Origin of the sequence: Rubrobacter marinus, from assembly GCF_011492965.1 — a bacterium.
Classification (GTDB): Bacteria; Actinomycetota; Rubrobacteria; order Rubrobacterales; family Rubrobacteraceae; genus Rubrobacter_F; species Rubrobacter_F marinus.
In genome coordinates this window covers 683,357-707,591 of the sequence record NZ_CP045121.1, presented here as the reverse complement: position 1 = coordinate 707,591, position 24,235 = coordinate 683,357, and the positions used below count along the sequence as shown (strand labels likewise).

24 protein-coding genes are annotated in these 24,235 nt (G+C 67.9%); 7 read left to right on the top strand and 17 right to left on the bottom strand.

What is annotated here, in order from left to right; all coding sequences use genetic code 11:
* Window positions 1-144: 144 nt before the first annotated feature.
* The gene (locus tag GBA65_RS03535; RefSeq protein ID WP_166395405.1) at window positions 145-660 is read right to left on the bottom strand and encodes a hypothetical protein; all 516 of its coding nucleotides are present in this window, start codon (window positions 658-660) and stop codon (window positions 145-147) included.
* A gap of 955 nt (window positions 661-1,615) precedes the next feature.
* Between GBA65_RS03535 and GBA65_RS26055 the strand changes: the two genes are divergently transcribed.
* From GBA65_RS26055 to GBA65_RS03520, 3 genes are all read left to right on the top strand, one after another.
* The gene (locus GBA65_RS26055) at window positions 1,616-1,825 is read left to right on the top strand and encodes a diacylglycerol/lipid kinase family protein (RefSeq protein WP_407691037.1); all 210 of its coding nucleotides are present in this window, start codon (window positions 1,616-1,618) and stop codon (window positions 1,823-1,825) included.
* 309 nt (window positions 1,826-2,134) lie between these two features.
* A complete protein-coding gene (locus GBA65_RS03525) occupies window positions 2,135-2,977 on the top strand; it encodes an ACP S-malonyltransferase (RefSeq protein ID WP_166395403.1) in 843 nt (280 codons plus the stop codon).
* Complete coding sequence (locus tag GBA65_RS03520; RefSeq protein ID WP_166395402.1) at window positions 2,974-3,315, top strand: hypothetical protein; 342 nt, start codon at window positions 2,974-2,976, stop codon at window positions 3,313-3,315. The genes GBA65_RS03525 and GBA65_RS03520 overlap by 4 nt, the downstream gene beginning before the upstream one ends.
* Window positions 3,316-3,408: 93 nt before the next feature.
* Here GBA65_RS03520 and GBA65_RS03515 read toward each other — a convergent pair whose 3' ends face one another.
* Window positions 3,409-3,855, bottom strand: coding sequence for an Ig-like domain-containing protein (locus tag GBA65_RS03515; protein ID WP_166395401.1), 447 nt, complete (start codon window positions 3,853-3,855; stop codon window positions 3,409-3,411).
* Between the two features lie 184 nt (window positions 3,856-4,039).
* Here GBA65_RS03515 and GBA65_RS03510 point away from each other — a divergent pair, with 184 nt between their 5' ends.
* Window positions 4,040-4,714, top strand: coding sequence for a hypothetical protein (locus tag GBA65_RS03510; RefSeq protein WP_166395400.1), 675 nt, complete (start codon window positions 4,040-4,042; stop codon window positions 4,712-4,714).
* A gap of 3 nt (window positions 4,715-4,717) precedes the next feature.
* On the opposite strand, the gene GBA65_RS03505 is transcribed toward GBA65_RS03510, so the two are convergent.
* From GBA65_RS03505 to GBA65_RS03460, 10 genes are all read right to left on the bottom strand, one after another.
* On the bottom strand, window positions 4,718-5,647 hold the full coding sequence (locus GBA65_RS03505; RefSeq protein ID WP_166395399.1) for a hypothetical protein: 930 nt from the start codon (window positions 5,645-5,647) through the stop codon (window positions 4,718-4,720).
* A 148-nt stretch (window positions 5,648-5,795) separates the two neighbouring features.
* Window positions 5,796-6,461 (bottom strand): hypothetical protein, encoded by a 666-nt coding sequence (locus GBA65_RS03500; protein WP_166395398.1) that lies wholly within the window; start codon window positions 6,459-6,461, stop codon window positions 5,796-5,798.
* Between the two features lie 65 nt (window positions 6,462-6,526).
* On the bottom strand, window positions 6,527-7,441 hold the full coding sequence (locus GBA65_RS03495; protein ID WP_166395397.1) for a calcium-binding protein: 915 nt from the start codon (window positions 7,439-7,441) through the stop codon (window positions 6,527-6,529).
* Between the two features lie 61 nt (window positions 7,442-7,502).
* Window positions 7,503-9,254: a S8 family serine peptidase gene (locus GBA65_RS03490; protein ID WP_166395396.1), complete on the bottom strand. Its 1,752-nt coding sequence runs from the start codon at window positions 9,252-9,254 to the stop codon at window positions 7,503-7,505.
* A gap of 32 nt (window positions 9,255-9,286) precedes the next feature.
* Window positions 9,287-9,553: a hypothetical protein gene (locus GBA65_RS03485; protein ID WP_166395395.1), complete on the bottom strand. Its 267-nt coding sequence runs from the start codon at window positions 9,551-9,553 to the stop codon at window positions 9,287-9,289.
* A complete protein-coding gene (locus GBA65_RS25750) occupies window positions 9,550-10,242 on the bottom strand; it encodes a calcium-binding protein (RefSeq protein ID WP_166395394.1) in 693 nt (230 codons plus the stop codon). Before GBA65_RS25750 ends, GBA65_RS03485 begins: the two co-directional genes overlap by 4 nt.
* Window positions 10,243-10,395: 153 nt before the next feature.
* On the bottom strand, window positions 10,396-10,893 hold the full coding sequence (locus GBA65_RS03475) for a PAS domain S-box protein (protein WP_166395393.1): 498 nt from the start codon (window positions 10,891-10,893) through the stop codon (window positions 10,396-10,398).
* A 273-nt stretch (window positions 10,894-11,166) separates the two neighbouring features.
* The gene (locus tag GBA65_RS03470) at window positions 11,167-11,829 is read right to left on the bottom strand and encodes a response regulator transcription factor (protein ID WP_166395392.1); all 663 of its coding nucleotides are present in this window, start codon (window positions 11,827-11,829) and stop codon (window positions 11,167-11,169) included.
* Window positions 11,822-13,918, bottom strand: a complete 2,097-nt coding sequence (locus GBA65_RS03465; protein WP_166395391.1) for a sensor histidine kinase — start codon at window positions 13,916-13,918, stop codon at window positions 11,822-11,824. The genes GBA65_RS03470 and GBA65_RS03465 overlap by 8 nt, the downstream gene beginning before the upstream one ends.
* A gap of 667 nt (window positions 13,919-14,585) precedes the next feature.
* Window positions 14,586-15,701 (bottom strand): proton-conducting membrane transporter, encoded by a 1,116-nt coding sequence (locus GBA65_RS03460; protein ID WP_166395390.1) that lies wholly within the window; start codon window positions 15,699-15,701, stop codon window positions 14,586-14,588.
* Window positions 15,702-15,864: 163 nt separating this feature from the next.
* Between GBA65_RS03460 and GBA65_RS03455 the strand changes: the two genes are divergently transcribed.
* Complete coding sequence (locus tag GBA65_RS03455; protein ID WP_166395389.1) at window positions 15,865-16,059, top strand: hypothetical protein; 195 nt, start codon at window positions 15,865-15,867, stop codon at window positions 16,057-16,059.
* A 142-nt stretch (window positions 16,060-16,201) separates the two neighbouring features.
* Here GBA65_RS03455 and GBA65_RS03450 read toward each other — a convergent pair whose 3' ends face one another.
* From GBA65_RS03450 to GBA65_RS03435, 4 genes are read right to left on the bottom strand one after another with little or no spacing between them, the layout of a single operon-like run.
* Window positions 16,202-18,112, bottom strand: a complete 1,911-nt coding sequence (locus GBA65_RS03450; RefSeq protein ID WP_166395388.1) for a polysaccharide biosynthesis protein — start codon at window positions 18,110-18,112, stop codon at window positions 16,202-16,204.
* Entirely contained in the window at window positions 18,109-18,603 is a 495-nt protein-coding gene (locus tag GBA65_RS26050; RefSeq protein ID WP_166395387.1) for an MraY family glycosyltransferase, read from the bottom strand. Before GBA65_RS26050 ends, GBA65_RS03450 begins: the two co-directional genes overlap by 4 nt.
* Window positions 18,564-19,133, bottom strand: coding sequence for an MraY family glycosyltransferase (locus tag GBA65_RS03440; RefSeq protein WP_166395386.1), 570 nt, complete (start codon window positions 19,131-19,133; stop codon window positions 18,564-18,566). The genes GBA65_RS26050 and GBA65_RS03440 overlap by 40 nt, the downstream gene beginning before the upstream one ends.
* 9 nt (window positions 19,134-19,142) lie before the next feature.
* The gene (locus GBA65_RS03435) at window positions 19,143-20,108 is read right to left on the bottom strand and encodes a UDP-glucose 4-epimerase family protein (RefSeq protein ID WP_166395385.1); all 966 of its coding nucleotides are present in this window, start codon (window positions 20,106-20,108) and stop codon (window positions 19,143-19,145) included.
* Between the two features lie 412 nt (window positions 20,109-20,520).
* On the opposite strand from GBA65_RS03435, the gene GBA65_RS03430 reads away from it, so the two are divergent.
* Entirely contained in the window at window positions 20,521-21,270 is a 750-nt protein-coding gene (locus tag GBA65_RS03430) for a phosphoadenylyl-sulfate reductase (protein WP_207956118.1), read from the top strand.
* A gap of 389 nt (window positions 21,271-21,659) precedes the next feature.
* Window positions 21,660-22,790, top strand: a complete 1,131-nt coding sequence (locus GBA65_RS03425; protein ID WP_166395384.1) for a S8 family peptidase — start codon at window positions 21,660-21,662, stop codon at window positions 22,788-22,790.
* A 326-nt stretch (window positions 22,791-23,116) separates the two neighbouring features.
* Here GBA65_RS03425 and wecB read toward each other — a convergent pair whose 3' ends face one another.
* On the bottom strand, window positions 23,117-24,232 hold the full coding sequence (gene wecB / locus GBA65_RS03420) for a non-hydrolyzing UDP-N-acetylglucosamine 2-epimerase (RefSeq protein WP_166395383.1): 1,116 nt from the start codon (window positions 24,230-24,232) through the stop codon (window positions 23,117-23,119).
* Window positions 24,233-24,235: the final 3 nt, after the last annotated feature.

The window sequence follows — 24,235 nt, the reverse complement described above, 5'->3', positions numbered from 1 at the left end:
GTTCATGAGCACGAAGAGCAGTATCAGGATCATGAAGGTGATCATTATAAAGTTGTTCCCGCTCAAGCCGACCGTGCCTTTCGCCCGTGGTTGGAGTCCCTGCGCATTGTATCCCCGCTCCGCGCGCTACGCATGCGCTCGCTCTTACAGCTCGTTGGAGTAGAAGACGCGGCGCAGCAGGGGCGGCTGGTCCTCCCGGACGCCCTCCTGGCGCAGGGCGTGGAACTCCTCGACCTTGCCGGAGGCGAGGCGCACGTTCGGGTCGGGGTGCGACTTGAGCTCGAGGATGGGGTCGAGGTTCGCCTCGACGCTGACCCGCTCCAGCCCGCCCGCCGGCCGCGGCTCCTTATAGAAGATCCTGCAGTCGTACGCGTCGCCCTCGGGGTCGTAGGAGACCAGGATCATCTCCGGCCGCGCGCTCAGCCCCCGAGGCACGCTGCGCAACTCGTACAGCACCTTCCGGCGCCGGTAGACCTCCCGCTGGCGCTCCTCGCGCACGATCTCGGAGAATTCGTCTACCTCTACCAGAGCGTAAGACTCGTCGCGCGCGTCCTCGGCCTCGCGCACCCAGCGCTCGACCCCCTCGAGGCCGAGACGCGCCCCGCAGGCCGGGCAGAGGAACTCCGAGCCCGTCGTGGCCCGCAAACCCCCGAGATGCAAGCAATTCTCCGAACCGATCCCCATCAGGTCGCCCATTGTACTCTATCCCGCCCCAGGCGGGCCTCGCCCCCAAGCTGAAGAAGACCTCCACTTGCACCGCAACCTTACGCCGCCGACGGGCCAGTCCCCGCCGCCATGCCGGGCCCGAGACCCGTAAACGCCGCAGCACCGGAGCCGGACGGCGCGCGACCGGGGCGAATACGGCTGTACGAGTACGGTTGAAGTTCAGGTCGAGGTACCGCGCGTATGCACTGCGTGTTCCGGGGCTGTACCATCCGCGCCATGGATGGGGAACGGCGCGTGGCGCACCTCGTGTTAAACCCGACGGCAGACAGGGGCAGGGCGGAGGCCCGGCAGAAGCTCGTCGGCGCTTACCTCGCGGGGCGCGGCATCGAGGCGGAGTGGCACGTGACGGAGGGGCGGGGACACGCCGAGCAGATCGTCCACGGGCTGCGGGGCGAGGGCCCTGCGGTCGCGATCGGGGGGACGGGACGGTGCACGAGGTCGCGGCGGCGTGCGTCGAGACGGGGCGGGTCATGGGCGTCCTGCCGCTCGGGAGCGGGAACGACTACGTCAAGGCGCTCGGGATCGGCACGCGCCTCGAACGCGCCCTGGAGGTCGTGGTCGGGGCAGGGTGCGCGCCGTCGACGCGGGCGAAGTCAACGGCATCCCGTTCAACAACGGCCTCGGCATTGGCTTCGACGCGGAGGTCGCCGAGGGGGTCGCGGAGGCGCCGAAGGCCCTCGGGGGTTCGGGGGGTACCTCTGGTCGGTCGGCCGCCTGTTGTGGGCATGAAGTGCCACCGCGCGAGCATAAGGCTCGGGGGCGGTGGCGTCGTCGAGACGAAGACCATCCTCGTGGCGGCGGCCCTGGGCACCACCTACGGGGCCCGCTTCAAGCTCGCCCCGGGGCGAGCCTCTCGGACGGGGCCTTCGACGTCGTCTGGAGCGAGGAGGTGGACCGGGCGGAGGTCCTGCGCCTCGTGCCGGCCGTGCTCCGCGGCACGCACCTCTCGCACCCGAAGGTCCACTTCGCCCGCGCGCGCGAGGTCGAGGTCACCCTCGCCGAACCGGTGCCGGCCCATGTGGACGGGGAGATGCTTCCCCCCACCCGCGAGTTCCGGGCGCGGGTGCTCCCCGGCGCCCTGCGCGTGCTGGTCCCGTAGCCCGCCGGAGCGTTCGGGAGAGGCGCCCTCACGCTTCGGCCCCATCTCGCGGGAGTGAGAGCTCGGCGGGATCTGGCGTGAGGAGTACGAGGGGATGCGCCGGGACCAGGGGTACCCCGAGTAGGGAGGGGGGCCTGCCGGGTATCTACAACATCGTTACATTGTGGTAAAAGTACTCGTCTCCCCCGGTCCCTTCGGGGCGCGGGAGACGCTAGGTCGTGTAGTGCTACGGAGGGTCGGCAGGGAGCCATGAAAGCGTTCGTATTTCCGGGTCAGGGAGGGACCGTAACCGAGCCGGAGGCCCGGCAGTTGCCGGCCATCCGCGAAGTCGTGGGGGACCGCATACCGGATCAGGTAAAGGTCTTCGTCCGCGCGGCCAGGGACGCCGACGAGAGCAGGGAGCTCCACCTCAGGCCGGACGTCGTCGCCGGGCACTCCCTCGGGGAGTACGGCGCCGCCTACGCCGCGGGCTGCTTCGACCTGGAGACCGGGATCTGGCTCGTAGCCCAGCGCGACCGCTTTCTGGCCGAGGCCGCAGAGGAGGCCCCGGGCGGGATGGTCGCCATCCTCAAGGCCGACCCCGAGGAGGTCGAGAGGGCCCTCGGCGAGTCGGAGGGCTCGGTGGTCGCCAACTACAACAGCCCGCGCCAGACGGTGATCTCCGGCCTCCGGGACGCCCTGGGCGACACGGTCTCCAGGATACGCGGGCGCGCCGTCCGGCTGAACGTCTCCTTCGCGGCCCACTCCCCCTACGTCGCCGCGGCGAACGAGAAGATGCGCGGGGTCCTCGACGGGGTCGAGTTCAGGGTGCCGGAGTTCCCGATCGTGAGCGCCGTGGACGGGAGCGTCCTCGTGAGCGCCGAGGGGGTCAGGGAGGCGCTCAAGGGCCAGATGGTGGCGCCGGTGCGGTGGGTCAAGGTCGTCGAGACCCTCGCGAGGATGCGCGTCGAGGAGTGGGTGGAGCTCGGCGGCGGCGGCGTCCTCACCAGGATGCTCCGCGACTTCGAGCTCCCCTCCCTCAAGGGCGTGACCTTCGAGGACCTCCGCTCCCGCCTCTACGAAGGTGCCCAGAACCTCCTCCCCATCGCGGGCGCTCCCGCGGAGGGAGAAGGGGAGACCGACCCGGACGGACCCGCCGACAAGACCCCTTGAACGTCTTCTTCGACGTGCAGGGGACGCTCCTCGCGGGGGGCGTCCCGCGCCCGTGCGTCCGCGAGGTCTTTCTGGAGCTCGCGGCCCGGGGGCACGACGTTTACCTGTGGTCCAGCGCCGGGGCGGGCTACGCCGCGGAGGCGGCGAGGGTCCTCGGCGTGGAGGATCTCGTCCTCGGGTGCTGGTCCAAGAACCCTCCGCCGCCCGTGATCGTGGACTACGTCGTGGACGATCAGCGGGACTTCGCCGAGCACCACGGCGGCTACGTGGTGCCGCCCTTTAAGGGCGACCCGGAGGACCGCGAGCTCTGGAGGGTGGCCGAGAAGCTCGACAGGTAACCGGGTTCCGTCTCGGTCGAGGTTTCGCGCTTGCGTCAGGATCGGAGGACCAGAGGGGACGGGCCGTGTGCCTGCCCCCTCTGCGCAAATCGACTATCGAGTAACGCCAAAGCTCCACGACTTGGTCGTGGTGTTGCCCGCCGCGTCCCTGGCGACCACCTTCGCCGTGTGACGGGCGTAGGAGAGGTTGGTCGCCGGCGTGTACGAGAGCCTGTCGGTGGCCCGGTCGTAGGAGAAGGTCGTCCTCCTGATCCCATCCACGTACAGCTGCACGCCGGTCTTCGCCAGGTCCGTTTGCGTATCCCTGACGGTCGCTCGTACGGTCGGCGTGCGGTCCTGGGTGGCCGAAGACGGGGCGGGGCTAGGGGAGGCGATCGCCGGCAGGGTCGTGTCGACCGTCCAGGTGCGCGCCGACGGGGCAGGGTCTACGTTGCCGGCCCGGTCCACGGCCCGCACCCGGAAGGTGTGGACGCGGTTGGTCAGCCCGGAGTAGGCCTTCGGGGAGGCGCAGGGGAGAAGGCGGCGTAGTCGAGGCTGCACTCGAACCGCGAGACGGGCTCGGAGGGGACGAAGCCGAAGCTCGCCGAGGTGCTCCTCGTGGTGCTGCCCGGGCGGGACCGGAGGAGATGCTCGTGTTCGGCGGGACGGTGTCGACCGTGAAGGCGCGGGTCTCGGGGGTGGGGTCGGGGTTGCCCGCGTCGTCTATCGCCCTGACCTCGAAGGTGTGATCCCCATCGACGAGAGCGGGGTACTCCTTCGGGAGGCGCAGTCGGCGAACTCGGCGCCGTCGAGCCTGCACTGGAAGGCGGAGTTCGCCTCGCTGGAGGAGAAGGCAAAGGCGGCCGTGCTCTCCCTCGTGGGGCCGGAGGGCCGCTATCGACGGTCGTCTCGGGGCGGGGTCGTTGCGGTCCCTGATCCTGACGGCCTTGGAGAACTCCGAGGTGCCGTCCGGACCGGTGGCGGTGGCGGTCAGCCACTTGCCGGCCATGCGCACGCCCGGGGGCCAGACGCCGTGGAGGTCGGCGTGGCCGTTGGCGTCCGTGGTCACCGGCCAATTGCTGACCAGGTTGTCGGGCTCCCCGTGAAGCCGCCCCTCGCCGTAACCGGAGGGATCGGGCTCGTCGCCGGTGAAGAGCTGGACGGTGAACTTCGTGTTGGGGGTACCGTTGAGCCTGCCCTCCATACTGCTCAGGTTTCCCGAGCCGGTGGTGACCGACGTGATCTCCGGGTAATTCTGCAAGCCGTTGGGGCCGGTATCACCGTCACCCGAATCGTTGGGGTGACTCCAGCGTCGGCAAGACCGGCGGCCAAGTCTATCCCCAACCCGCCGTTGGAGTGGACGCTGTTCGAGAGAATGGTGGTCTTCGGGTCATGGACGGCTACTCCCCAGAAGTATTGAAGGCTATGAGGTTGCCCGCCGCGGGCACCGCTCCTCCGATGGTATTTCCCCTACTGAAACCGTTGGTGGGGTGCTCACGCCCACCCAGTCGTTGCCCAATGGTTCATCTCCGCTGGCTTTCGTGCCGATATAGTTGCCTTCCACGTTGTTGTTGGAACCGTTGATGAGGACACCGGTGCCGTTGCCGGATAAGACGTTGCGCGCAGCGGGTTCCGTGCCCCCAATGGTGTTGCTGTCTCCGGCGATGAACACGCCCGCGGTCTTGTTGCCCAGATCCCGGGTGCCGGTGGCGTCGGTACCTATATAGTTGCCCTGCACGTCACAGTAATCGGCGCGACCGCCATGCAAGAAGACGCCGTAATAAGCGAAGCGGTTGATCGCCAGCCCACGCACCGCGCTGTCGGTGCCGTCCATCCTTAGGCCGCTCGCTCTGCTCCCCGCGTTCTCGCCGTTGAGCTCGATCTTGAGCACCGCGTCGTTGCCTTGCCTGAGCGTGTTCGCCTTCGCGCCGGGTTGGCTGTAGCCGTCGACGGTCACGCAGGCGGGGATCGGCGGCAGGTCCGACGCCGGCCTTATGGTATGCACCCCCTCACCCGGGATGTTGAAACCTATGGTGATCCCGATGCACGAGGGGGAATACAAGTTGGCGACCTCGAGCGCTTGCCGCAGTGAGCCGTCTCCGGAGTCGTTCGTGTTGGTGACGGTGAAAGTGATCCACTGGTTGTTGGTGGTGCTACCACCGCCGCCAATTCCGCCGTCGCCGGCTCCACCGTCGCCGCCGTCCCCCGGGCACTCGGCGTTGCAGGTCTCCGCTCCCGCTGGTCCCGCGAACAGGAGGAGCCCCAACCCCAGGAAGACCAGCAGGGCCAGCCCCGCCGCAACGGCTAGCTTCGCTCCCGTACTCCGCGCCGCTTCAAGCGTTCTTGCGTCCATCTCGTACTCCTCGTTCGGTACCCTTCCCGTCGTCGCGTCGGCTCCCCTATACCTCCCTGACCTTGAGGCCAGGGAGACGTTAACTCTCCGCCAAGCGCAAGAAGATCCATCGAGCCAACCGTCCCGCAGGCCGCGGTGCCCGTCGGCTTCAGCAAATTACGGCTACCTGAAAGGCACGGTCTTTGTAGGCGCCGGAGGTGTCGGCCGTGAATACCTCCACGCCTTCGCCGACGATACTAGCTCCCCTTGTCGCGATGTCGCCGAATCGATCTTCCGGAGCAAAAGAGCCCCTGAGCGTCGCGAGGCGGGCACACGACCTCACCTCGTGGGGAAAACGGACGGTGTAGAGTCCCGTCATAGGGCCGCCGATTTGGGAGCCTTCCGTGCCCTTGTGCGAGGTCGTGCGGGGGTCACTCGCGCTGCTTAGGGTCCCATCGGCGTTGACCTCCGCCCACAGGACCTTGCCCTGGAAGGCACTGGAGTCCTTACCGTCTACCTTGTCGGCGTCGAGGTTCGAGACCTTCGCCGCCCCCGGGCTCACGTACATCGGCGTCTTGCCCGAAGGAACGGCCAGGTTGAGCGCCGGCCCCGCAGCGTTCTCCAGCTTCAGCAACGCCGCCGAGGTGGCGCCCTTGAGCGCGCTCTGGGCGTTGACGGAGTTGAGTTGACCGAGGTTGAAGACCGCCCCGACCCCCGTGCCCGCCAGGGCCGTGGAGGCGAGCCCCACCGTGAGGGCCAGCACCACCGCCAGGCCCACGGAGAAGATCGCCCCCCTCCCCACCCACATCAGCATCTTACAAATGCCCTTAACCATCTCTCGCTCCTCGTTCTTGTTGGGGGAAGGGGCGCCTTCTCGCGGACGTCCCTCCCCCTGGGGCCTCACCGTTGGACGTCCGTGTACTCGACGGTCTCGCAGTTGGTCACGGTGTCGGTCTCGGCTCCGTCCCCGTCGACGCGGACCGCGTCCTCGCCGGGGCCGCAGTCGACGAAGTCGGTCGTGGCCCCGTCGACCGCGTCGAGGGAGTCGCCTCCGCCGTTGCCGTAGATGCGGTCGGCGCCGGTGCCGCCGCTTGTACTGTCATCCGGGCTGTCGGAGCCGTAGATTTTGTCATCGCCAGGGCCGCCTTCCATACCGTCCCAGCAGAAATAAGAATCGGGCGAACCGGGAAAGGGAGAATCAAGACAAGGCCAATTTTCGGCGGCGCCGCCGGAATTTGCGGAGGAGTTGGTGAAGGCTTTGAGGGTGTCGTTCCCGTTCCCGCCTTGCACCCGCTCGGTCCCGTACCCGGCGGCGATGGTGTCGTTCCCGTCGCCGCCGTGCATCTCGGTGCCAGGGCTTCGGTTAATATCGTATCTGCCGATCGATCTTCGTGGGCTGGACGGGTCGGTGAGGGTATCGTTGCCGGCCTCGCCGTAGAGTTTGTCAGTCCCATTTCCTCCACCCATGTTGTCGTCGCCGTAGTAGCCGTACACGGTGTCGTCGCCGTTGGCCCCGACGAGCACGTCTTCGTCCCACGAGCCGTAGAGGCCGTCGTTGCCGTCCTGGCCGTTCATCTGGTCGTCGCCGCCCCCGCCGTTCATCCGGTCGTTCCCGGCGCCCCCGTACACGAGGTCGAGGGCGGCCTTGCCGTAGACGGTGTCGTTACCGCCGAGGCCGCTGATGGTGTCGCGCGAGTCGGTGCCTACGAGGAAGTCGGCACCGTTGGTGCCATTGAGCGTCGCCGCCAGGGCGACCCCGCCGACCGCGAAGACAGCCGCGAAGACCGCCGCGATCAGGAGAACCGTTCGTCTCATCGTTCCCGCGTCCTTTCTTTCGGAGGCGGGGCGCCCTGGTGCGCGCTCCGCGCGTGCTTCTCTACTTGACCGTGAAGCCCCAGCCGCCGGAGGTCGTCATCCCTTGCGGGTCGGTCGCGTAGATCCTGACCTTGTGGAAGCCGGGCGCCAGGCTCGGGGTGTAGCCCACGCGCCCGGTGGTGCTGCTGAGGGAGGTGTAGGAGAAGGTCGTGATCTTGCGCCCATCGACGAACATCTGTACGCCGCTCCGCGCCAGCCTCCCCTGGGCGTCCCCCACGTTCGCCCCGATGGTAGGGGTGCGGTCGTAGGTCACGGCGCTTTGGGCGGGCGCCGGGTACTTGACCCAGGGGCGGGTGTCCTCCGTGACGGCGGCGTGGGCGTTTATGAGCCCCCAGCCGTAGGCGCTGTCCTTGCCCGCCGCCCCGAGGTCGGTGGCGGTCGCCTCTATCCTGCGCCGTATCTCCGACGCGAGGAGGTCCTGGCCGGCGAGGTTGGCCGCCAGGCCCGCGACGAACGGCGCCGCCATGCTCGTGCCCGGCCAACCCACGTACTCGCGTTCGGGGTTGGGGTGGTCGCACATGATGCAATGAGGCAGGACGCTGGAGAGTATCTGTTCGGCTTCGGAGGGCAAATTCCTTTGGCCGCCGGGCGCCGCCACGTCCACGTAGGGGTGGACCTCGGAGAAGTCGGACTTGACGTTGGATCGATTGGTGGCGCCCACGGCCATGGCGTTGGGGTAGGCCGCGGGGTACATGACCGGGTTGCCCGACATAAAGAAATTACCGGCGGAGGCCACGACCACCACGCCCTTGCTCCAGGCGTAGTCGATGGCCTGCTGCTGCGCGGGGTCGTGGCCGGGTCCGCCGAGAGAGAGGTTGATCACGTCCGCGCCGAAGTTGGCGGCGTCTATTATGGCGGCGTTGGTGGCCGGGTTGGGGCAAGAGGCCTCGCCCCCGACGATGCCGCAGACCTTGTAATCGAAGAGCACGGCGTCCGGGGAGGTACCAGAAATCCCGGTCCCGTTGTTCGTGAGCGCGGCCGCTATCCCGGCCACGTGCGTGCCGTGCCCGAGGTCTTCTTGGGCCACGGGGTCGTTGCCGAGGTAATCCCACTCGTCCGCTATGGAGCTGCTGGTGATATCGGGGTGGTCGTTGTGGATGCCGCTGTCTATTACGGCGATCACGCTGGGTCCCCGCGTCGGGCTCGTGCCCGTCGCCGTGTCCCAGGCCCCGTTGGCCCGGATCCTCGGCAGGCCCCACTGCTGGCCGAACATCGGGTCGTTGAACGACCGCTGCGGCTCGGCCTGCATCGGCTCCTGCACGTAACTGTAGCTAACGCTTTCCACGCTCGGGTCCCCCTCGAGGGTTCGCTTCTTGCGCTCCAGCGCCTCCTCCCGGGCCTCGCGATCCCGCTCGTTCTTTATCTCCGGAAAGGAGACCACTTCGGCGTCGATCTCCGGGAGCTCTTCCTCGGTGCGCGCTTCGACCCTCCGGAGCACCGCGTCCTCGGCGGCGGCAGAGGCCCGCTCTTCGTAATCGATGGTCAACTCACCACGGATGATGCGGTTGCCCTCGGGGTCCTCGTCCACCCTGAGGTCCAGCGGTCCATCACCCTCCCTCTCCCTGGCGCGCTCCGCCGCCTTCTCCTCCAACTCTCTGGCTCTGTCCTCGGGCAACGCGGGCTTCTTTCCGGAGGAGCCCTCGTCCGACGGGGCGTCCCGGTCCTGGGCCTGCACGGTCGGGCCGAGCAGGAGGAGCACCGCCCCGATCAGGGCGATGAGCACCATCCACATCTGTCTTCTGCTGTTCGTCACTTCTTCGCCTTTCTCTCAGCCCTGCCTCGGCGTCACAAGTAGAAGATGTTCTCGCAGTTCACTACGGTGTCGGATCTCATGAGCGTCGAGCCGTCCGGGTTTATCTCGACGTACTTGTCGACCGTCGCGCTATCGTTGACGCCGGAGCCGCAATCGACGAAGTCGGACGCGGAGCCGTCGTTCGCGCTGATAATGTCGTCCCGGCCGTTGCCATAAAGACGATCGTTGCCGTTATGGTCGGCTATGTACTCCGCGCCATCCGAGCCGTAAATCTTGTCGTCGCCCGCATCGCCGCTCATGTAGACGCTGTTGATGTAGTCCTGGCTACCATTGTCGCCACCCCCGGAGGTGTCAGAGGAGCCGGGAGAGCCTTTAGCGTGTCGTTACCGTTCCCGCCGTGGATCCTCTGGCTGTTGAGGTTGGCCTTGTTGGTGATCCCGCCGACGACGGTGTCGTCCCCGTCGCCGCCGTCGAGCTCCTGGCGGCCCGACGTGCTCGGGGCCGTGCCGCCGTCTAACGTGTCGTTGCCGATCTCGCCGTAGAGCTTGTCCATCCCGGCACCGCCGTACAGCTTGTCGTCGCCGTAGTAGCCGTAGAGCGTGTCGTCCTGGTCCTCGCCCTTCATGGTGTCGTTGTTGCCGCCTCCGCCCATCGTGTCGGCCCCGGTCCCGCCGTACATCTTGTCGTCGCCGTAGAGGCCGCGCATGTTGTCGTCGTTGCCGGCGCCGTACATGTGGTCGGCCTCGCCGCCGGCTCCGCCGCTCATCGAGTCGTTGCCGTAGCCGCCGTTGATGGTGTCCGAGCCGTGGCCGCCGTCGATCTTGTCGATGGCGGCGAGGCCGTAGATGGTGTCGTTGGCGCCGTAGCCGTTGATGGTGTCGGGGGCGTTGGTGCCGGTGAGCTTGTCGGGGCCGTTGGTGCCGTTAAACGTTGCGGCCAGCGCCGCCCCACTCGCCGTGAGAACCGCAGCGAGAACCGCCGTCAGCAAGAGAACCGTTCGTCCCCTCTTCCCACCCTTCTTCGACATGCCCTTCACCGTCTACCTCCGCTTCTTCTTGATGGGGAAGGGCGCCCTCGTGCGGACACCCCTCCGTCGGGTTTCACCGCGGGAAGTCCTCGTACTCGACGGTCTCGCAGTTGGTCACGGTGTCGGTCTCGGCTCCGTCCCCGTCGACGCGGACCGCGTTCTCGCCGGGGCCGCAGTCGTGCGGACGAGGGAGAAGCCGAGGCTGATCCAGATTCTGCGGTAGTCCTTCCTGATGCAACGCTTCTCGAGGAAGTAGCTCCCGATCTCCCCCTTGAGCACCCGGTCTATGTTGCGCAGGTCTTTGCCGAGGTCGCGGGGGTGGGTTATGTCCTGGAAGGTGAGCCCGAGGAGCTCGTCCCGCCCGTAGCCGACGATCTCGCAGAGCTTGTCGTTGACCCTGAGCCACCGCCCGTCGGGCGCAACGTGGGCCATGCCCACGGGGGCCTTCTCGAAGGTAACTCGGAAGCGCTCCTCGCTCTCGCCGAGCTCCCGCTCTTTCTCCCCGAGCTCGTGCAGCGCGGCGGCGAGGCGCGCCTCGAGCGCTCTGACGCGCGCATCTGGCTCGCGGTCCTCGAGCTCGCACCACCGCCCGCTAGGAGGATCCTCCTTCATCCCTCACGCCTCCCCCTGCCCAGAGGAGCGCCAGCGCTCCGAGCGTCGCGACCGGCCGGTACCGCACGCCATCGCCGGCGAGGCGTCGAAACTACCCGCCTCGAGACCAATAGCCCATCCCTCGGGGTCCGCGTGCTCCATGAGAGGCCCGCTCCTTTCTCCGACTACCTCTTGTTCGACCCTACGAGGAGTGGCGTCCCGAAGGCATGGGAGCAGGGTCCCAATTCGGTCCCAAAAGGTCCGTTAGCTCGAGGGTAGAGGCTCTAGTTCCGGTTACTCGTTCAGGCCCAGGCCGGCCTCGCGGGCGCGTACTATGGCCTGGGCGCGATCGGCGACCTGCAGCTTGGCGAAGATGCTGGAGATGTGGTTGCGCACCGTCTTCGGGCTGAGGAAGAGCTTGCGGGCGATCTCGGCGTTGGCGCGGCCCCGAGCGATGAGGTCGAGGACCTCGCGCTCGCGGGCGGTGAGCTCCGGGAGGGCCTCCCCGGGAGAGGACGGTGTCGGTGACGAGAAGAAGCTCATCAGGCGCCGGGCGATCTCAGGCCCGAAGTGGGCCGATCCGCCCGTCACCGAGCGCACGACCTCGAGTATCTCTTCGGGATCTGCCCCCTTGAGCACGTACCCCCTGGCGCCCGCGCGCATGGCGGCGAAGACGGAGTCGTCGTCCTCGAACATGGTCACGACGACCACGCCGGCCCGGGGGTTGCGTCCGACGATCCTTCGCGTCGCCTCGATGCCGTTGACCCCCGGCATCTGTATGTCCATGAGGACCACATCCGGCGAGAGCTCCCCGGCCAGCCTCACGGCCTCCTCTCCGGATGCCGCCTCGCCGACGATCTCTGCGTCGGGGATCGAGCTCATCAGGATCCGCAGCCCCTCGCGGAATACTGCATGGTCGTCGGCCACGAGGATGCGTACCCCGGGCCTCTCAGGCATCGGCTCCTCCGCCCCCCGGGGGCGCCTGCGCCCCGGCGCCGGAGGTTTCGAGGGGCAGGCGGGCGCGTACGAGCGTACCGCTTCCCGAGGGCTCCGCTGGCGTCACCGTGCAGGTCCCGCCGAGCTCGGCGGCGCGCTCGCGCATGGAGGAGAGGCCGATGCCGGCGCGGCGGCCGTTGGGAATCCCGTCCCCGTCGTCGAGGACCTCCAGCTCCAACTCCCCTCCCCGCAAGGTGAGGCGGACGGCGCAACTCTTCGCGCGGGCGTGGCGCACCACGTTGATCATGGCTTCCTGGGCGATCCTGTAGAGCGCCACCTCCGAGGCGGCCGAGAGCGGCGGCATCGCGTCGGGCGCCTCGACGGAGAAGACGGCCGCGGAGGATGCCTCGTGCTTGGCCGCCCCTTCGCGGATGGCGGGGACCAGCCCCATCTCGTCGAGGGTGGGGGGCCTCAGCTCGTAGGCCAGGCGCCGGATGTCGGCCACGGCGTCCCGCGTCTGCCCCTTGAGCTCCGCCATCAACGCCGCGGCGGCCGCCGTATCCCCGCAGAAGACCAGGAGCCTGCGGGCGGCGTCCTGCTTGAGGGTCAGCGAGGCGAGCCGCGGCCCCAAATCGTCGTGCAGGTCGCGCCTCAGGCGACGCCTCTCCTCCTCACGCGCCGTCACGAGCTTCTCGCGCGAGCGTTGCAGGTCCGCGGTGAGGCGCACGGCTTGCACGGTCGCCCCGGCCTGGCGCGCCAGGTCTTCCAAAAGCCCCTGGTCCGAGGGGGAGAAAACCTCCCCCGGCGCCCGGGGCGAGAGTAGCAGCCGCCCCACCTCCTCGCCCCCGTGCATCAGCGACAGCACGACGGGCTCGCCCGCACGAGGGGCCGTCCCGTACTCGGCCACCGTTGCAAACTCGTCGCCTTGCTTCAGGGAGATCGCGGCGTGGGGCAGCTTGAGCGCCTGGGCGACGGTCTCGACGATGGTCGAGAGCGCCGCGTCGGGGGCGAGCGCGGCCTCGAGGCGCCGCCCGAGGCGGGAGAGCACGCGGTAGGGCTCGTCGCGCTCGCCGTACATCAGGCGGTCGACGCCGCGCTGCAGGCGGTAGCGCAGGGGGGCGAAAGAGACCGCGACGAGGCCCGTGGCGAACAGCGAGAGGCCGGGGCCGCCCCGGGCGTGGAAGAGCGCGCCGAACCCACCGACCACGAGGGCGTGGAGCCCCACGACGCAGGCGGTGAGCGCCGCGTAGACGAGGGTGCGGTTGATGACGAGGTCGATGTCGAAGAGGCGGTGCTTGAGGATCGCGACGCCCATGGCGACCGGGATACCTACGAGGCCGGCCATCATCAGGACGTAGCTCGACCACCAGACCCAACCGGCCTCGACGACCGGGTACACGGCGCGGTTGCTCATGGCCCCGACGGCGGCGACCGCGCCCGCGGACGTGACCCACTCAAGCTGCCGGCGCTCGACCCCGCTCGCGCGACGCAGCCGCACGAAGAGGGAGGCCGCCGACACGAGCGCGAGGCTGTACATCGCGGCCTGGACCGAGCCGCCCACGGCGAAGGAATCGATGCTCTCGACGCCGATAGGGTTGCGCCGCGTACTCCCAATCGAGAGGAACGGTTGGGGTAGTATCGCAAGGGCGACGATCGACGCGGAGGTCACGGCCCCGGCGGACCACGCAAAAAGCCGCCAGCGCCTACCGGGGAGCCGGCCGTCGGGGAACAGCAACCCGAGGAAGACCAGCAGGGCCACGTAAGGCACCCAGTCCCAAGCGGTCACCAGGGCGAGCGTCTCGGCGCCCGGCAAGGCCCCGGGCGCCGTCACAAAGGCGTAAATAACGTACTGTATGCGGAGCCCGCGCAACCCGCTAAGGATGCCCACGGCACACATGATCCAACCGATAGAGATCCCCGGGCGACGCGAGGCGATCACGGCGCCGACGGTCGAGAAAGCGACCGACATTACCGCTACGTCTACCCAGTAATTGAAGACGTGCCCGACCGAGAAGGACGAGTCCAGAAACATAAAGACCGTCCCGAGCGCCGTCAGCGTAAGGGAGACCCCGCACAGAAGCCACGCCAGCCGGGAGGCGCGAAGACGCATACCCCGCCGTACCCCGGCCTCGGGGCCCGTTAAGAACCCCTCCCTCACGGCCGCGACGGTTCTACCACGCCGATCGCCCGCCTCAGCCGCCACCGTCGATCCTTCACCCCCGTACCCCACCGCGATGCCATAGCACCGAGGTAGGCGGAGATGCTTCCCGTCGAAGCCGGAGTGCCCTCCCCCTCGCCCCAAGCCGCTGGTCCCCTCTGGTGCGTGATCGACCCGACGGCTCGTCCGCCTCCGCGAAGCCCGCATCCGTGTGTTCGTGCCCCACGCGGGCTCCTCTTCTCTCCGCGCTCGTACTTTTATTTACGTTCTATACGATTATCAACAGATGAACTACCAAGCGTCAAGGACAAAGAAGCCAGCAAATAGCGGAGGTCACATATGCCGGAGAAGGACTTCGCCGTCGGATCGATCACGCGCCGGCACTCGACCGGGTCCCCGGTCTTCGCTCGGAACAACCGCGGCGAAAGCGGTCCGACGGCTCCTCCCCAATGTGCAAGCCAACGGTTCGCCGCGCAGGCGATCCGCGATACCGATAGTGTCGGGGCCCGTAGCTTGCGTGCTCCCTCGACGGGATCAGGGCCGAAGCGGCGAGAACGAGGGACGGGGGGCCGGGCGAAAACGCCCGGCCCCCCGTCGAAGATCCATGGCAGTCCGAAGGTTACCTCGCGGCTTCGGCCTCGGTCTCGGCCTTCGCGGCCTGCTTGAAGTCCTCGCCGCCCCCGATCACGACGATGTCGTCCTCCAGCGAGGAGACGGTGCCGTCCATGCTCGACCAGACGCCAATGCTGAAGCCGTTGTCCACCGGCTCCCCGATCTTCTGCCCGAAGGAGACCTCGTCGCCCTCGGAGATGAGGGGCGTGGCCGGCTTGAGGAAGCGGCCGCCGAGCGGGAGGTTCACGCCGGAGACCTTGCCGGCGAGGGAGATGATCTCCTCGGGCTGCTTGGTCTTGATGTCGGCGTACTCCTTGCTCGCGACCCCCTTGGGGATGACGAGGAAGCCGTTGGTGGTCCGGCGCACGTAGGCGTCGCCCTCGCCGAGGGACTCTATCCCCATCTCGTTGAGGTACGGGCCGCCGTCGATGACGGAGTACTTGCCCGCGTTCGCCTCGACGTCGAGGCCGGCCAGCTTTATAAGCTCGGTGGCCGAGGCGCCGAGAGGCGCGTCGAACATCTTGAGCTCCAGGTCGGGGCCGAAGACGTTGAGGAACTTCGTGGTCACGGGCTTGCCGTGGAAGAGGGCGTTGTAGATGTTGAGGAGGGTCTCTGAGTTGTTGACGATGTGCCCGGCGTCCAGGGGCAGGCCCGGGCGCTTGGAGCCGTCGGGCATCTCCACCCGGCGCGGCACCCACTTCTCCTTGTCCTCGTTGAAGATGTTCTTGATGAGCGTCTTCTCCTCGCCCATCGAGTACTTGTCCGGCACGAGGCTCACGTCGTAGAGACCGTTCGCGTGCTCCTTGTAGCGGGAGAACCACTCCTCGTCCTTGAAGTGGACGCCCATGATGACGCGCTCGACCCCGAAGATCGACTTCATCGCGTCGAAGAGCTCCAGAAACTCGTCGAAGTACTCCTTGTGCACCACCTTGTCGCCCCAGTAACCGGGCTCCGACTCGGTGCAGTTCACGATCAGGTTCGGCTGAGGGTTCTTCCACTTGAAGTACGTCGGGAAGCCGCCGCCCCCCGCGCCTACGATGCCCGCCTGTCGCATGATCTCGACGGCTTCGTCCCTGCTTAGCGCCTTGACCTCGTCTAGCGTACGCTGCTTAAGCTCCGCCACAGCTTCTAACCCTCCGTCTATCGCCCTGAAAAGGTGCTTGCTGTTGCAAACCCCTCCGTTTCCTTGCACAAAGTATACCTATGGCGTCTTAATGTTGCTAGTGTCCGCACATACGTCTGCTATACTCGCGGGAACCATGAAGCTGACCAGGCGAACGGCTACCGTGCTCCTCGTTATAGGCGTCTACATGCTCTTCACGTGGACGACGCGCCTGTACACGTGGTACGCGAACGACCTGCAAGCGAACCCCTACGCAGCGCTCATACACTTCCCCATAGTCCTGATCTCGCTCGGCATAGGCGCCTACCTCACCTACCTCGGCGTCAAGGGCCGCAGGGCCTCCCGCCAGAGCATCTAAGCTACGTAACCTCACCGAAACCGAAGTCAGGTGCCCCCCGGCCCGTCTACCTGTGCGCCTGCGTATGGCATTGCGGGTTGTCGTGATCAGGGGTAGGGCGAGGGCGTTCCGTGCCCGCCGTGGGCCTGGGGAGGCAGAGGGGCTACGAGCCCTTGGCGAGGCTCTCCAGGGTGGCCGGGTAGCTCGGCACGGTGCTCCGGAGGAGCGTCAGGGCCTTGGCGTCGTGGCCCTCGCGGGCGAGGTACGTCATCTCCTCGACCGTCTCAAGCAGGTCGGAGGGGGCGGGGGCGCCGGGGACGAGGCGGGCGACCATGGGGTGGTCCGTCGGGACGCGCCGCTCGTCCTCCTCGGAGAGGATCTCGTGGAGCTTCTCGCCGGGGCGGAGGCCGATGTAGCGGATCTCGACGCCGTCGGCGTCCATGATCTCGAGCATCTTCCGCGCGAGGTCCACGATCTTGACGGGGTTGCCCATCTCCAGGACGTAGGTGCCGTAGGTGTCCGCGAGGGCGCCGGCCTGCAGCACGAGGGAGACGGCCTCGGGGATCATCATGAAGTAGCGCGTCATCTCGGGGTGCGTGACGGTGACGGGCCCACCCGCCTCGATCTGGCGCCGGAACGTCGGCACGACGCTCCCGCGGCTCCCCAGCACGTTGCCGAAACGCACCGAGGCGTAGACCGTCTCGGGGTACTCGCCAGCGCACGAGCGGACGATGTTCTCCGAGAGCCGCTTCGTCGCCCCCATCACGTTCGCGGGACTCACCGCCTTGTCCGTGGAGATGTTGACGAACTTCTCGGCCCCGTGCTCGCCGGCGCACCGGGCGACGTTCAGCGTCCCCCCGACGTTGTTCGCGACGGCCTCCGAGGCGTGGACCTCCATGAGCGGGACGTGCTTGTAGGCGGCGGCGTGGAAGACCAGCTCGGGTTTGACCCTCTCGAAGAGGGCCCGGATCTTATCGGCGTTCGTCACGTCGCCGACGACGGGCTCGGCGACGGGGAGGCCCTTGCGGGCGAGCTCCTCGAGGAGGTAGAAGAGGGCGCTCTCGTCGCGGTCGAGGCAGACGAGGTGGGCGGGACCGAGGCGCGAGATCTGGCGGGAGAGCTCGCTCCCGATGCTCCCCCCCGCCCCCGTGACGAGGACGCGCTTGCCGTTCACGAACTCCGTGAGGGCGTCGAGGTCGATCTCGACGGGCTGGCGGCCGAGGAGGTCCTGGATCTGGAGCTCCCGAAGCTCGATCGTCCCCCGCTCCAGAAACTCCGCGAGCTTCGGGACGACCTTGACCCCGACCCCGGTCTTGACGCACTCGCGCCAGACCCGGTCCATCTCCTCCGAGGACGCCTCGGGCAGAGCGATGAGGATCTGCTCCACCCCCCGCTCCTCCACGATCTTCTCTATGTCCTCCACGCCCCCGAGTACCGGAATGCTCTCTATCTGCTCCCCGCGCAGCCTCTCGTCCTCGTCCACGAAGCCGACGGGCTTGAGGTCCGCGTCCGGCGTCCGCCAGAGCTGCCTGGCGAGCGTGACCCCGGCCTCGCCCGCGCCCACGATGAGCGCCCGGTCCCGCTGCCCGACCTCCCGCAGGGAGAGCTCGTAGAAGATGCGCGGATAGAGCCTGACCGCGACGAGCTGCACGTACGCCAACACCGCTCCCACGAGCAGGACCGAGAGCGGCATGGGTCGCCTGTACAGGAGCTCGACGACGAAGTCGGCTAGGAACAGCACGCCCGTGGCGATGGCGGTCGCGCTCGCCACCCTTACACCCTGGTACACGCCCGTGTAGCGCAGGACGCTCCTGTAGACGCCGCTCTCGTAGAGGAGCACCAGGAAGACGACGATCGCGAAGGCGGTGAAGGGCCAGAAGTTGACCCAGTACCTGTCCGGCACCGACCCGTCGAACCGGAAGAGCAGGGCCAGCACGAAAGCTTCCACGACTATGAGCGCATCCACGAGCATCGCCGCCGCGCGCCGGACCGTGGGAGACATCTCCCCGACGAAGCCCCGTCGCAACCTGACAAGCGCCCTCGCCGGCGCCCCCCCGCGTCCTATGCGTCTCATTCGGCCCATTCTAATGCTTGGGCAGGCACAAGACTATCCGTAGCCCGTCTTTCTGGAGATGAGGGCAGAAATGCCATGAAGAGGCAGCACGCGAAGACGAGCGCGCCGCCGGCGACGAACCCGGCCACCGTCCCCGTGGCGCCGAACGAGGCCGCGAGGCCCGAGAGCGCGGCGAGGCCCAGGTAGACGTTCGTGACCTGGCGGTGTTTGGCGGGTCGGGCGTGATCCTCTGGTAGACGTGCTCCCGGTGGGCGCTGAAGACGTTCTTGCGCGCCCTCGCCCGGCGGACGAGCGTAAACGCCGTGTCGAACAGGAAGGGCGTGAACACCACCGCCGCGACGACGAAAGAGAGGATCGGGCTCCCCCCACCGGGTCCGTGTACAGCGCCGCCGCCCCCAGGAAGAACCCCACGAAGTGGCTCCCGAGTCGCCCAGGAAGATCCGGGCGGGGCTCAGGTTCCAGGCGAGAAACCCCGCGGTCGCCGCCGCCATCGCCGTAAGCCCCGTCGCGAGCCCGGAGAAGCCGGCGAGCAGGGCACGAGAAACAGGGCGTTGAGGACGGCCGTGCCCCCGGCGATGCCGTCGATGCCGTCCATGAAGTTGTACGCGTTCACCACCGCCGTGACCCACAGTACGCAGAACAGGAGCGCCAGGGGCCAGAAGGGCCCCGCGGCCTCGAAGAGCGCGGGCGGGGAGAGGAAGAGCAGGCAGAAGGCGACGACCGCCTGCCCCAGCGCCTTCGCCCAGAACGGCAGGTCCACGAGGTCGTCGAGGAGGCCGACCGCCCCGGCCGCCGTCGCGGCGACAAGGAAGATCAAGCCCCCGCCCAGGGCCGGCGAGACGGCCCAGGCGCCCAGGATCACGGCGAGCCCGCCGAGCCTCGGGGTCGGGATCTCGTGCGAGCTGCGGGCGTTGGGGACGTCGAGGAGGTTCCTCCCGATGGCGAAGCGCACCAGCGCGGGGACGAGGGCGAGCGCGGCCACGAACGGTACGGCGATGGAGATCAAGCGAACGTCGTCCACCGGTACCGGCTAACCCTCCGTACGGGAGACGTACCAGTCCACCGTCTCCCGCAGCCCGTCGTCCAGGGAGAACCGCGGCGTCCAGCCGAGGAGGCGCCGTATCTTGGCGGTCGAGACGGTGAGCGAGCCGACGAGCCGGTCGACCTGCCCCGAGCGCCCCGTCGCGCGCCCCCCGAGCCTGAGCAGGGGCACGGGCACGGGCACGAGCCGTGCGGGACGCTTCATCAGACGCCCCATCCTCGTCACGAGCTCCCGCGTGGACGGCGACTCCCCGTCGGCGACGAAGAAGTCATGGCCGGCCGCTGCCGGGTGTTGGAGGCAGTGGGAGATCGTGGCGGTCAGGTTGCGGACGTAGACCATGCTGCGCTCGTTCCTCACCAGCCCGAGAGGAAGGGGCATCCCCTTCCTCACGAGCCCCATGAGCATGCGGAAGTTGGCCTTGACGCCCGGCCCGTAGACGAGCGGGGGCCGCAGGGTCACGGCCTCGAGCCCGGTGCGCGCCGAGACCTCCGCCAGCGCGTCCTCCGCCTCCATCTTGCTCACCCCGTAGGCGTCCTCGGGCCGGCGCGGCGTCTCCTCGTCGTAGGCGACCGGCGCCCCCTCGCCGACGGCCTTCACCGAGCTGACGAAGACCAGCCGCCTCACCCCGGCCGCGGCGCAAGCCTCCGCGAGCCTCCTCGTCCCCCCGACGTTGATCTCGCGGTACGCGTCCAGAGGGTTCGCGGACTCCTCCTGCGTCACGTGCGCCCGGCCCGCGAGGTGCGCCACGACGTCGACCCCCTCGAGGCCGCCCTCCCAGTCCGTCTCCGGCCCGATGTCCGGGACGTAGAAGGGCTCGACGCCCCGCGGCAGCCCCGCAGCCGCCTCGCGGCTCCTCACTACGGCCCGAACGGTCCAGCCCTCGTCCAGAAGCTCGGGGCACAGATGGCCCCCGACGAACCCGGTAGCTCCGGTCACGAGCACGCGCCGCGTCAAGACGCAGCCCGCCTCTCCCGACGGGTAGCACAGGACCTCGCGGACGCCACCTCGATGCGAGCGGCGGGCGGTCGAGGGGGCAATCTACGAGCGGGGTACGGGGAGGGACTCCCCATCTCGAGGCTTCTTGCGGGCAAGCTCGAACAGGCCTTCTCGTCCATCGCGCTAAAACTAGCAGACGCAGGCTAGCGCTGCCCGCTATAAAGCGCCTTTTGCGGCTGGAGAGCGCTCTTTAAGGAGAACCGTGCGGCCGGCCGAGATCTCAAGGGACGGATACAGGGCTTTCTGCGCGGAGCCGAATGTTAAGCAATTTTGTGCGGGGTTAAGGAGTTGGTTGACTAGGCACCCCTTCGCTGGAATAATCCGGGCGCGTTTGTAGCCATCGAGGCGTAGGGGCCCGGAGAGGAGAGAAGTGGCGGAGGCGCTGGAGGCGGGGCGGGGCACCACCCAGGATCCTGGGGAGCTGGCCCGTATCTCGACGCGGCTCGAGGGCGCTTCGCCGCAGGAGATCCTGGGCTGGGCGGTCGGCAGGTACGGGAATGGCCTCACGCTCTCGGTCTCCTTCGGGAACGCCGAGGGGATGGTCCTCCTCGACATGCTCTCGCGGCTCGACGGCGGCGACGAGGCGCGCGTCTTCACCCTGGACACGGGCTTTATGTTCGAGGAGACCGTGCGCCTGCGCGAGGAGGCCACCGAGCGCTACGGGCTCCCCATCGAGGTCGTGCGCCCGAAGCTGACGGTCGCCGAGCAGGCCGGGCGCTACGGCGAGGGGCTGTACGAGCGCCAGCCGGACCTCTGCTGCCGGATGCGCAAGGTGGAGCCGCAGGAGCGGGCGCTCAGGGGCTACGGCGGTTGGATCACGGGCATCCGCAGGGATCAGACGCCGCAGAGGGCCCGGACGCCGGTGGTCGGCTGGGAGGGCCGCTTCGGGGTCGCCAAGGTGGCGCCGCTCGTCTCCTGGAGCGTGGAGCAGGTGCGCGGCTACGCTAAGAAGCACGACGTCCCCCTCAATCCGCTACTCGAGCAGGGGTACAAGAGCATCGGCTGCGAGCCGTGCACGCGCCCGGTCGCCGAGGGCGAGGACCCCGCTCCGGCCGCTGGTCCGGGACCGAGAAGACCGAGTGCGGGCTGCACTTCGTCGGCGGCCTCCCGAAGCGGCTGAAGGGGCCAAAGGGCTCGCCTTTCGGGGCTGAGCGCTCTTATCGGCGACGCGCCGTTCGTCGATCAGCCCGGCGCGCGGCTGCTAACGGGCCCCGCCGGTGAGTGACCACTTCCGCGAGCGACCATGTAGAACCCGCAGTACGGGGCGGCGGTTCGGACGAGAATAGGGATCACCCTTACAGAAACGAAGTTCGAAGCGACGAGAATGTGGGAAGAATTGAGACGACCGTGCGAGATTTCGAGAGCACGAGTGCATACGGGGGGTAGAAGACGATGAGCAATACGAGGAACGGGTTACACACGTGGGCTGCGCTCACGCTAGCGATGCTCCTCGGAGTTTTCGTCTCCCTAGCGTTCGCCTCGGAGGGACGGGGGCAGACGCCGGAGAGCATGGTAGACGAGTCTCCGGGGCGCCCGCCCCACGTCGCGGGAGAGTTGATAGTCTCCTTCGCCCCCGACGCATCCAGTAGGGACAAAGACGCGGCCATCGAGAGGGTCCGGGCACGCACGACGAAGAGGATAGGCGAGCTCGAAACGAGGCTCGTCTCCTTCCCGGAGATAAAGAATGAGAGGGTGCGGGAAAACCGGGAGCAGGCCCTGGAGAGGCAGAGGCAGGCGCTGGAGCGGCTGCCCATCGTCGAGTCCGTGGACTACAACTACCTGCGCCGTAAGAGTTTGACGCCAAACGATCCCTACTTCCGCAGCGCGCCGCAGTACGGGCTCACGAAGCCCGGCTTCCCGAGGGCGTGGGATCGCGTCCGGGGTAAGAGCATAAGGGTAGCCGTGCTCGACAGCGGCATACAGGCCGGGCACCCCGAGTTCCGTGGCAGGATCGCGGTCCAGAGAGACTTCGTCGCCGACGACGCCACCGCCGAAGACCCCGACGGCCACGGTACCCACGTGGCGGGGACCATAGGCGCGAGCACGGGCAACGGGACCGGCGTGGCTAGCGGCGCCTTCGCCAGCAGTCTCGTGATCGGCAAGTTCATAGGAGCCGACGGCAGCGGCACTGTCGCAAACGAGATAGACGCCATCGTGTGGGCCGTGAACAACGGCTCTCACGTCATAAACATGTCCTTCGGCGCGCCAGGCTACGTGCAAGCCGAGCAGGACGCCGTCACGTACGCGGCCAATAAGGGCGTGGTGACCGTCGCTGCCGCGGGGAACGCCAACTCGAACGTGCCGGAGTACCCGGCGGCTTACCCTAACGTCGTGTCCGTGGCGGCCACCGACAGCTCCGACCGGCGCGCCTCGTTCTCCAACTACGGGAGCTCCGTCGACGTCGCCGCCCCCGGGGTAAACATCATGTCCACCGTGCCCGGCGGCTACGCCCGCTACAGCGGGACCAGCATGGCCACGCCGCACGTCTCCTCGCTCGCCGCCCTCCTGAGAAATCAGGGGAAGACGCGGGCGACCATAATCTCCCGCATGCAGAGCACGGCGGTAGACCTCGGCGCCGCCGGCAAGGACCCCTACTATGGCGCCGGACGAATAGACGCGGCGCGGGCAGTCCTGAACTAAGGCTCTTCGGGAGAAGGCGCAGACCCTCCTCGGAGTTAGCCCTCGGCTCGCGGTGGCGCTGGCCTCAGCCGGGGAAGGCTAGTAGCGCCGACAAGTAGGTATCCATCGCGACGAGGTAGCGCGGGGTCGGTTTGGCTATACTAGGGCTATGAGTATAGATCGTATCCTCATCTCGCTCGGCGTCGTGCTCCTGGTCGTTTCGGCCGTGCTCGCCGCCATCACCTGGCTCTAGACGAGCGCCGCTCAGGGCAGAAACAGGCCTCCGCGTGCTCCGCCGGCCCGACTACGGGAGGGCAGCGCTCCCCTGCGTCCCTCGACGGTAGGGATCAGGCCCGGAGCTGTGGCCAGTCTAGGAGCGGGCGGCGCCCGATGTTGCCGAGGATGTAGCGGATCACCTTGTCCGAGACGTGGGGGTCGGTGTAGCCCTCGGGCATCTCCCAGTCGAAGCCGGTCGAGGTGACGAGGTTCGCGGCCTCGACGATGCGGTCGGCTCTACAGCCGGCGAGGACGTTGCTGCCGCACTCGACCGTCTCGGGGCGCTCGGTGGTGTCCCTTATGGTGACGGAAGGGACGCGGAAGATGCAGGCCTCCTCCTGCACCGTGCCGGAGTCCGTGATCACGCAGAAGGCGTTCTCCTCAAGCTTCACGAAGTCGAAGAGGTCGAAGGGCTTCAGGAGGAGGACGCGCTCGTCCACCTCGAGGCCCGAGGCCTCTATCTTCTGGCGCGTCCTCGGGTGGACGCTCCACACCACCGGCGCGTCGTGCTCGCGGGTGAGGCGGTTCAGGGCGGAGACGATGCCGGCGAGGCGCACGGGGACGTCCACGTTCTCGGCGCGGTGGGCGGTGACGAGGAAGAAGCGGCCCGCTTCGACGCCCAGGCGGTCGAGGATGTCGCTGGCCTCTATGTCCTCCTCGTAGTGCTTTATGACCTCGAAGATCGGGTTGCCGGAGACGAAGATCCGCTCCTTGTCGAAGCCCTCGTTCAAGAGGTTCTGGCGGGAGTTCGGGACGTACGGGAGGAGCCAGGAGCTCGTGTGGTCGATGATCTTGCGGTTCCGCTCCTCGGGGACGCGCGGGTCGAAGCAGCGGTTGCCGGCCTCCATGTGGAAGACGGGGACGTTCGCCTTCTCGGCGACCATCGCCGAGAGGCCGCTGTAGGTGTCGCCCAGGATCAGGCACGCGTCCGGCTCGACCTCGGCGACCCACTTCTCGGCGCCCTCCAGGATCTTGCCGACCTGGCGGAAGGTGGTCTCCGAACGCGAGTCGAGGTAGACGTCGGGGTCGCGGATCTTCATGTTCTCGAAGAAAACCCGGTCGAGCTCGGGGGCGTAGTTCTGGCCCGTGTGGAGCAGGGTATGGTCGGTTAGTTTATCCAGCTTGCCGATGATCAGGCTGAGGCGGATGATCTCCGGCCGCGTGCCGAGGATGGTGAGGACCTTCATGCT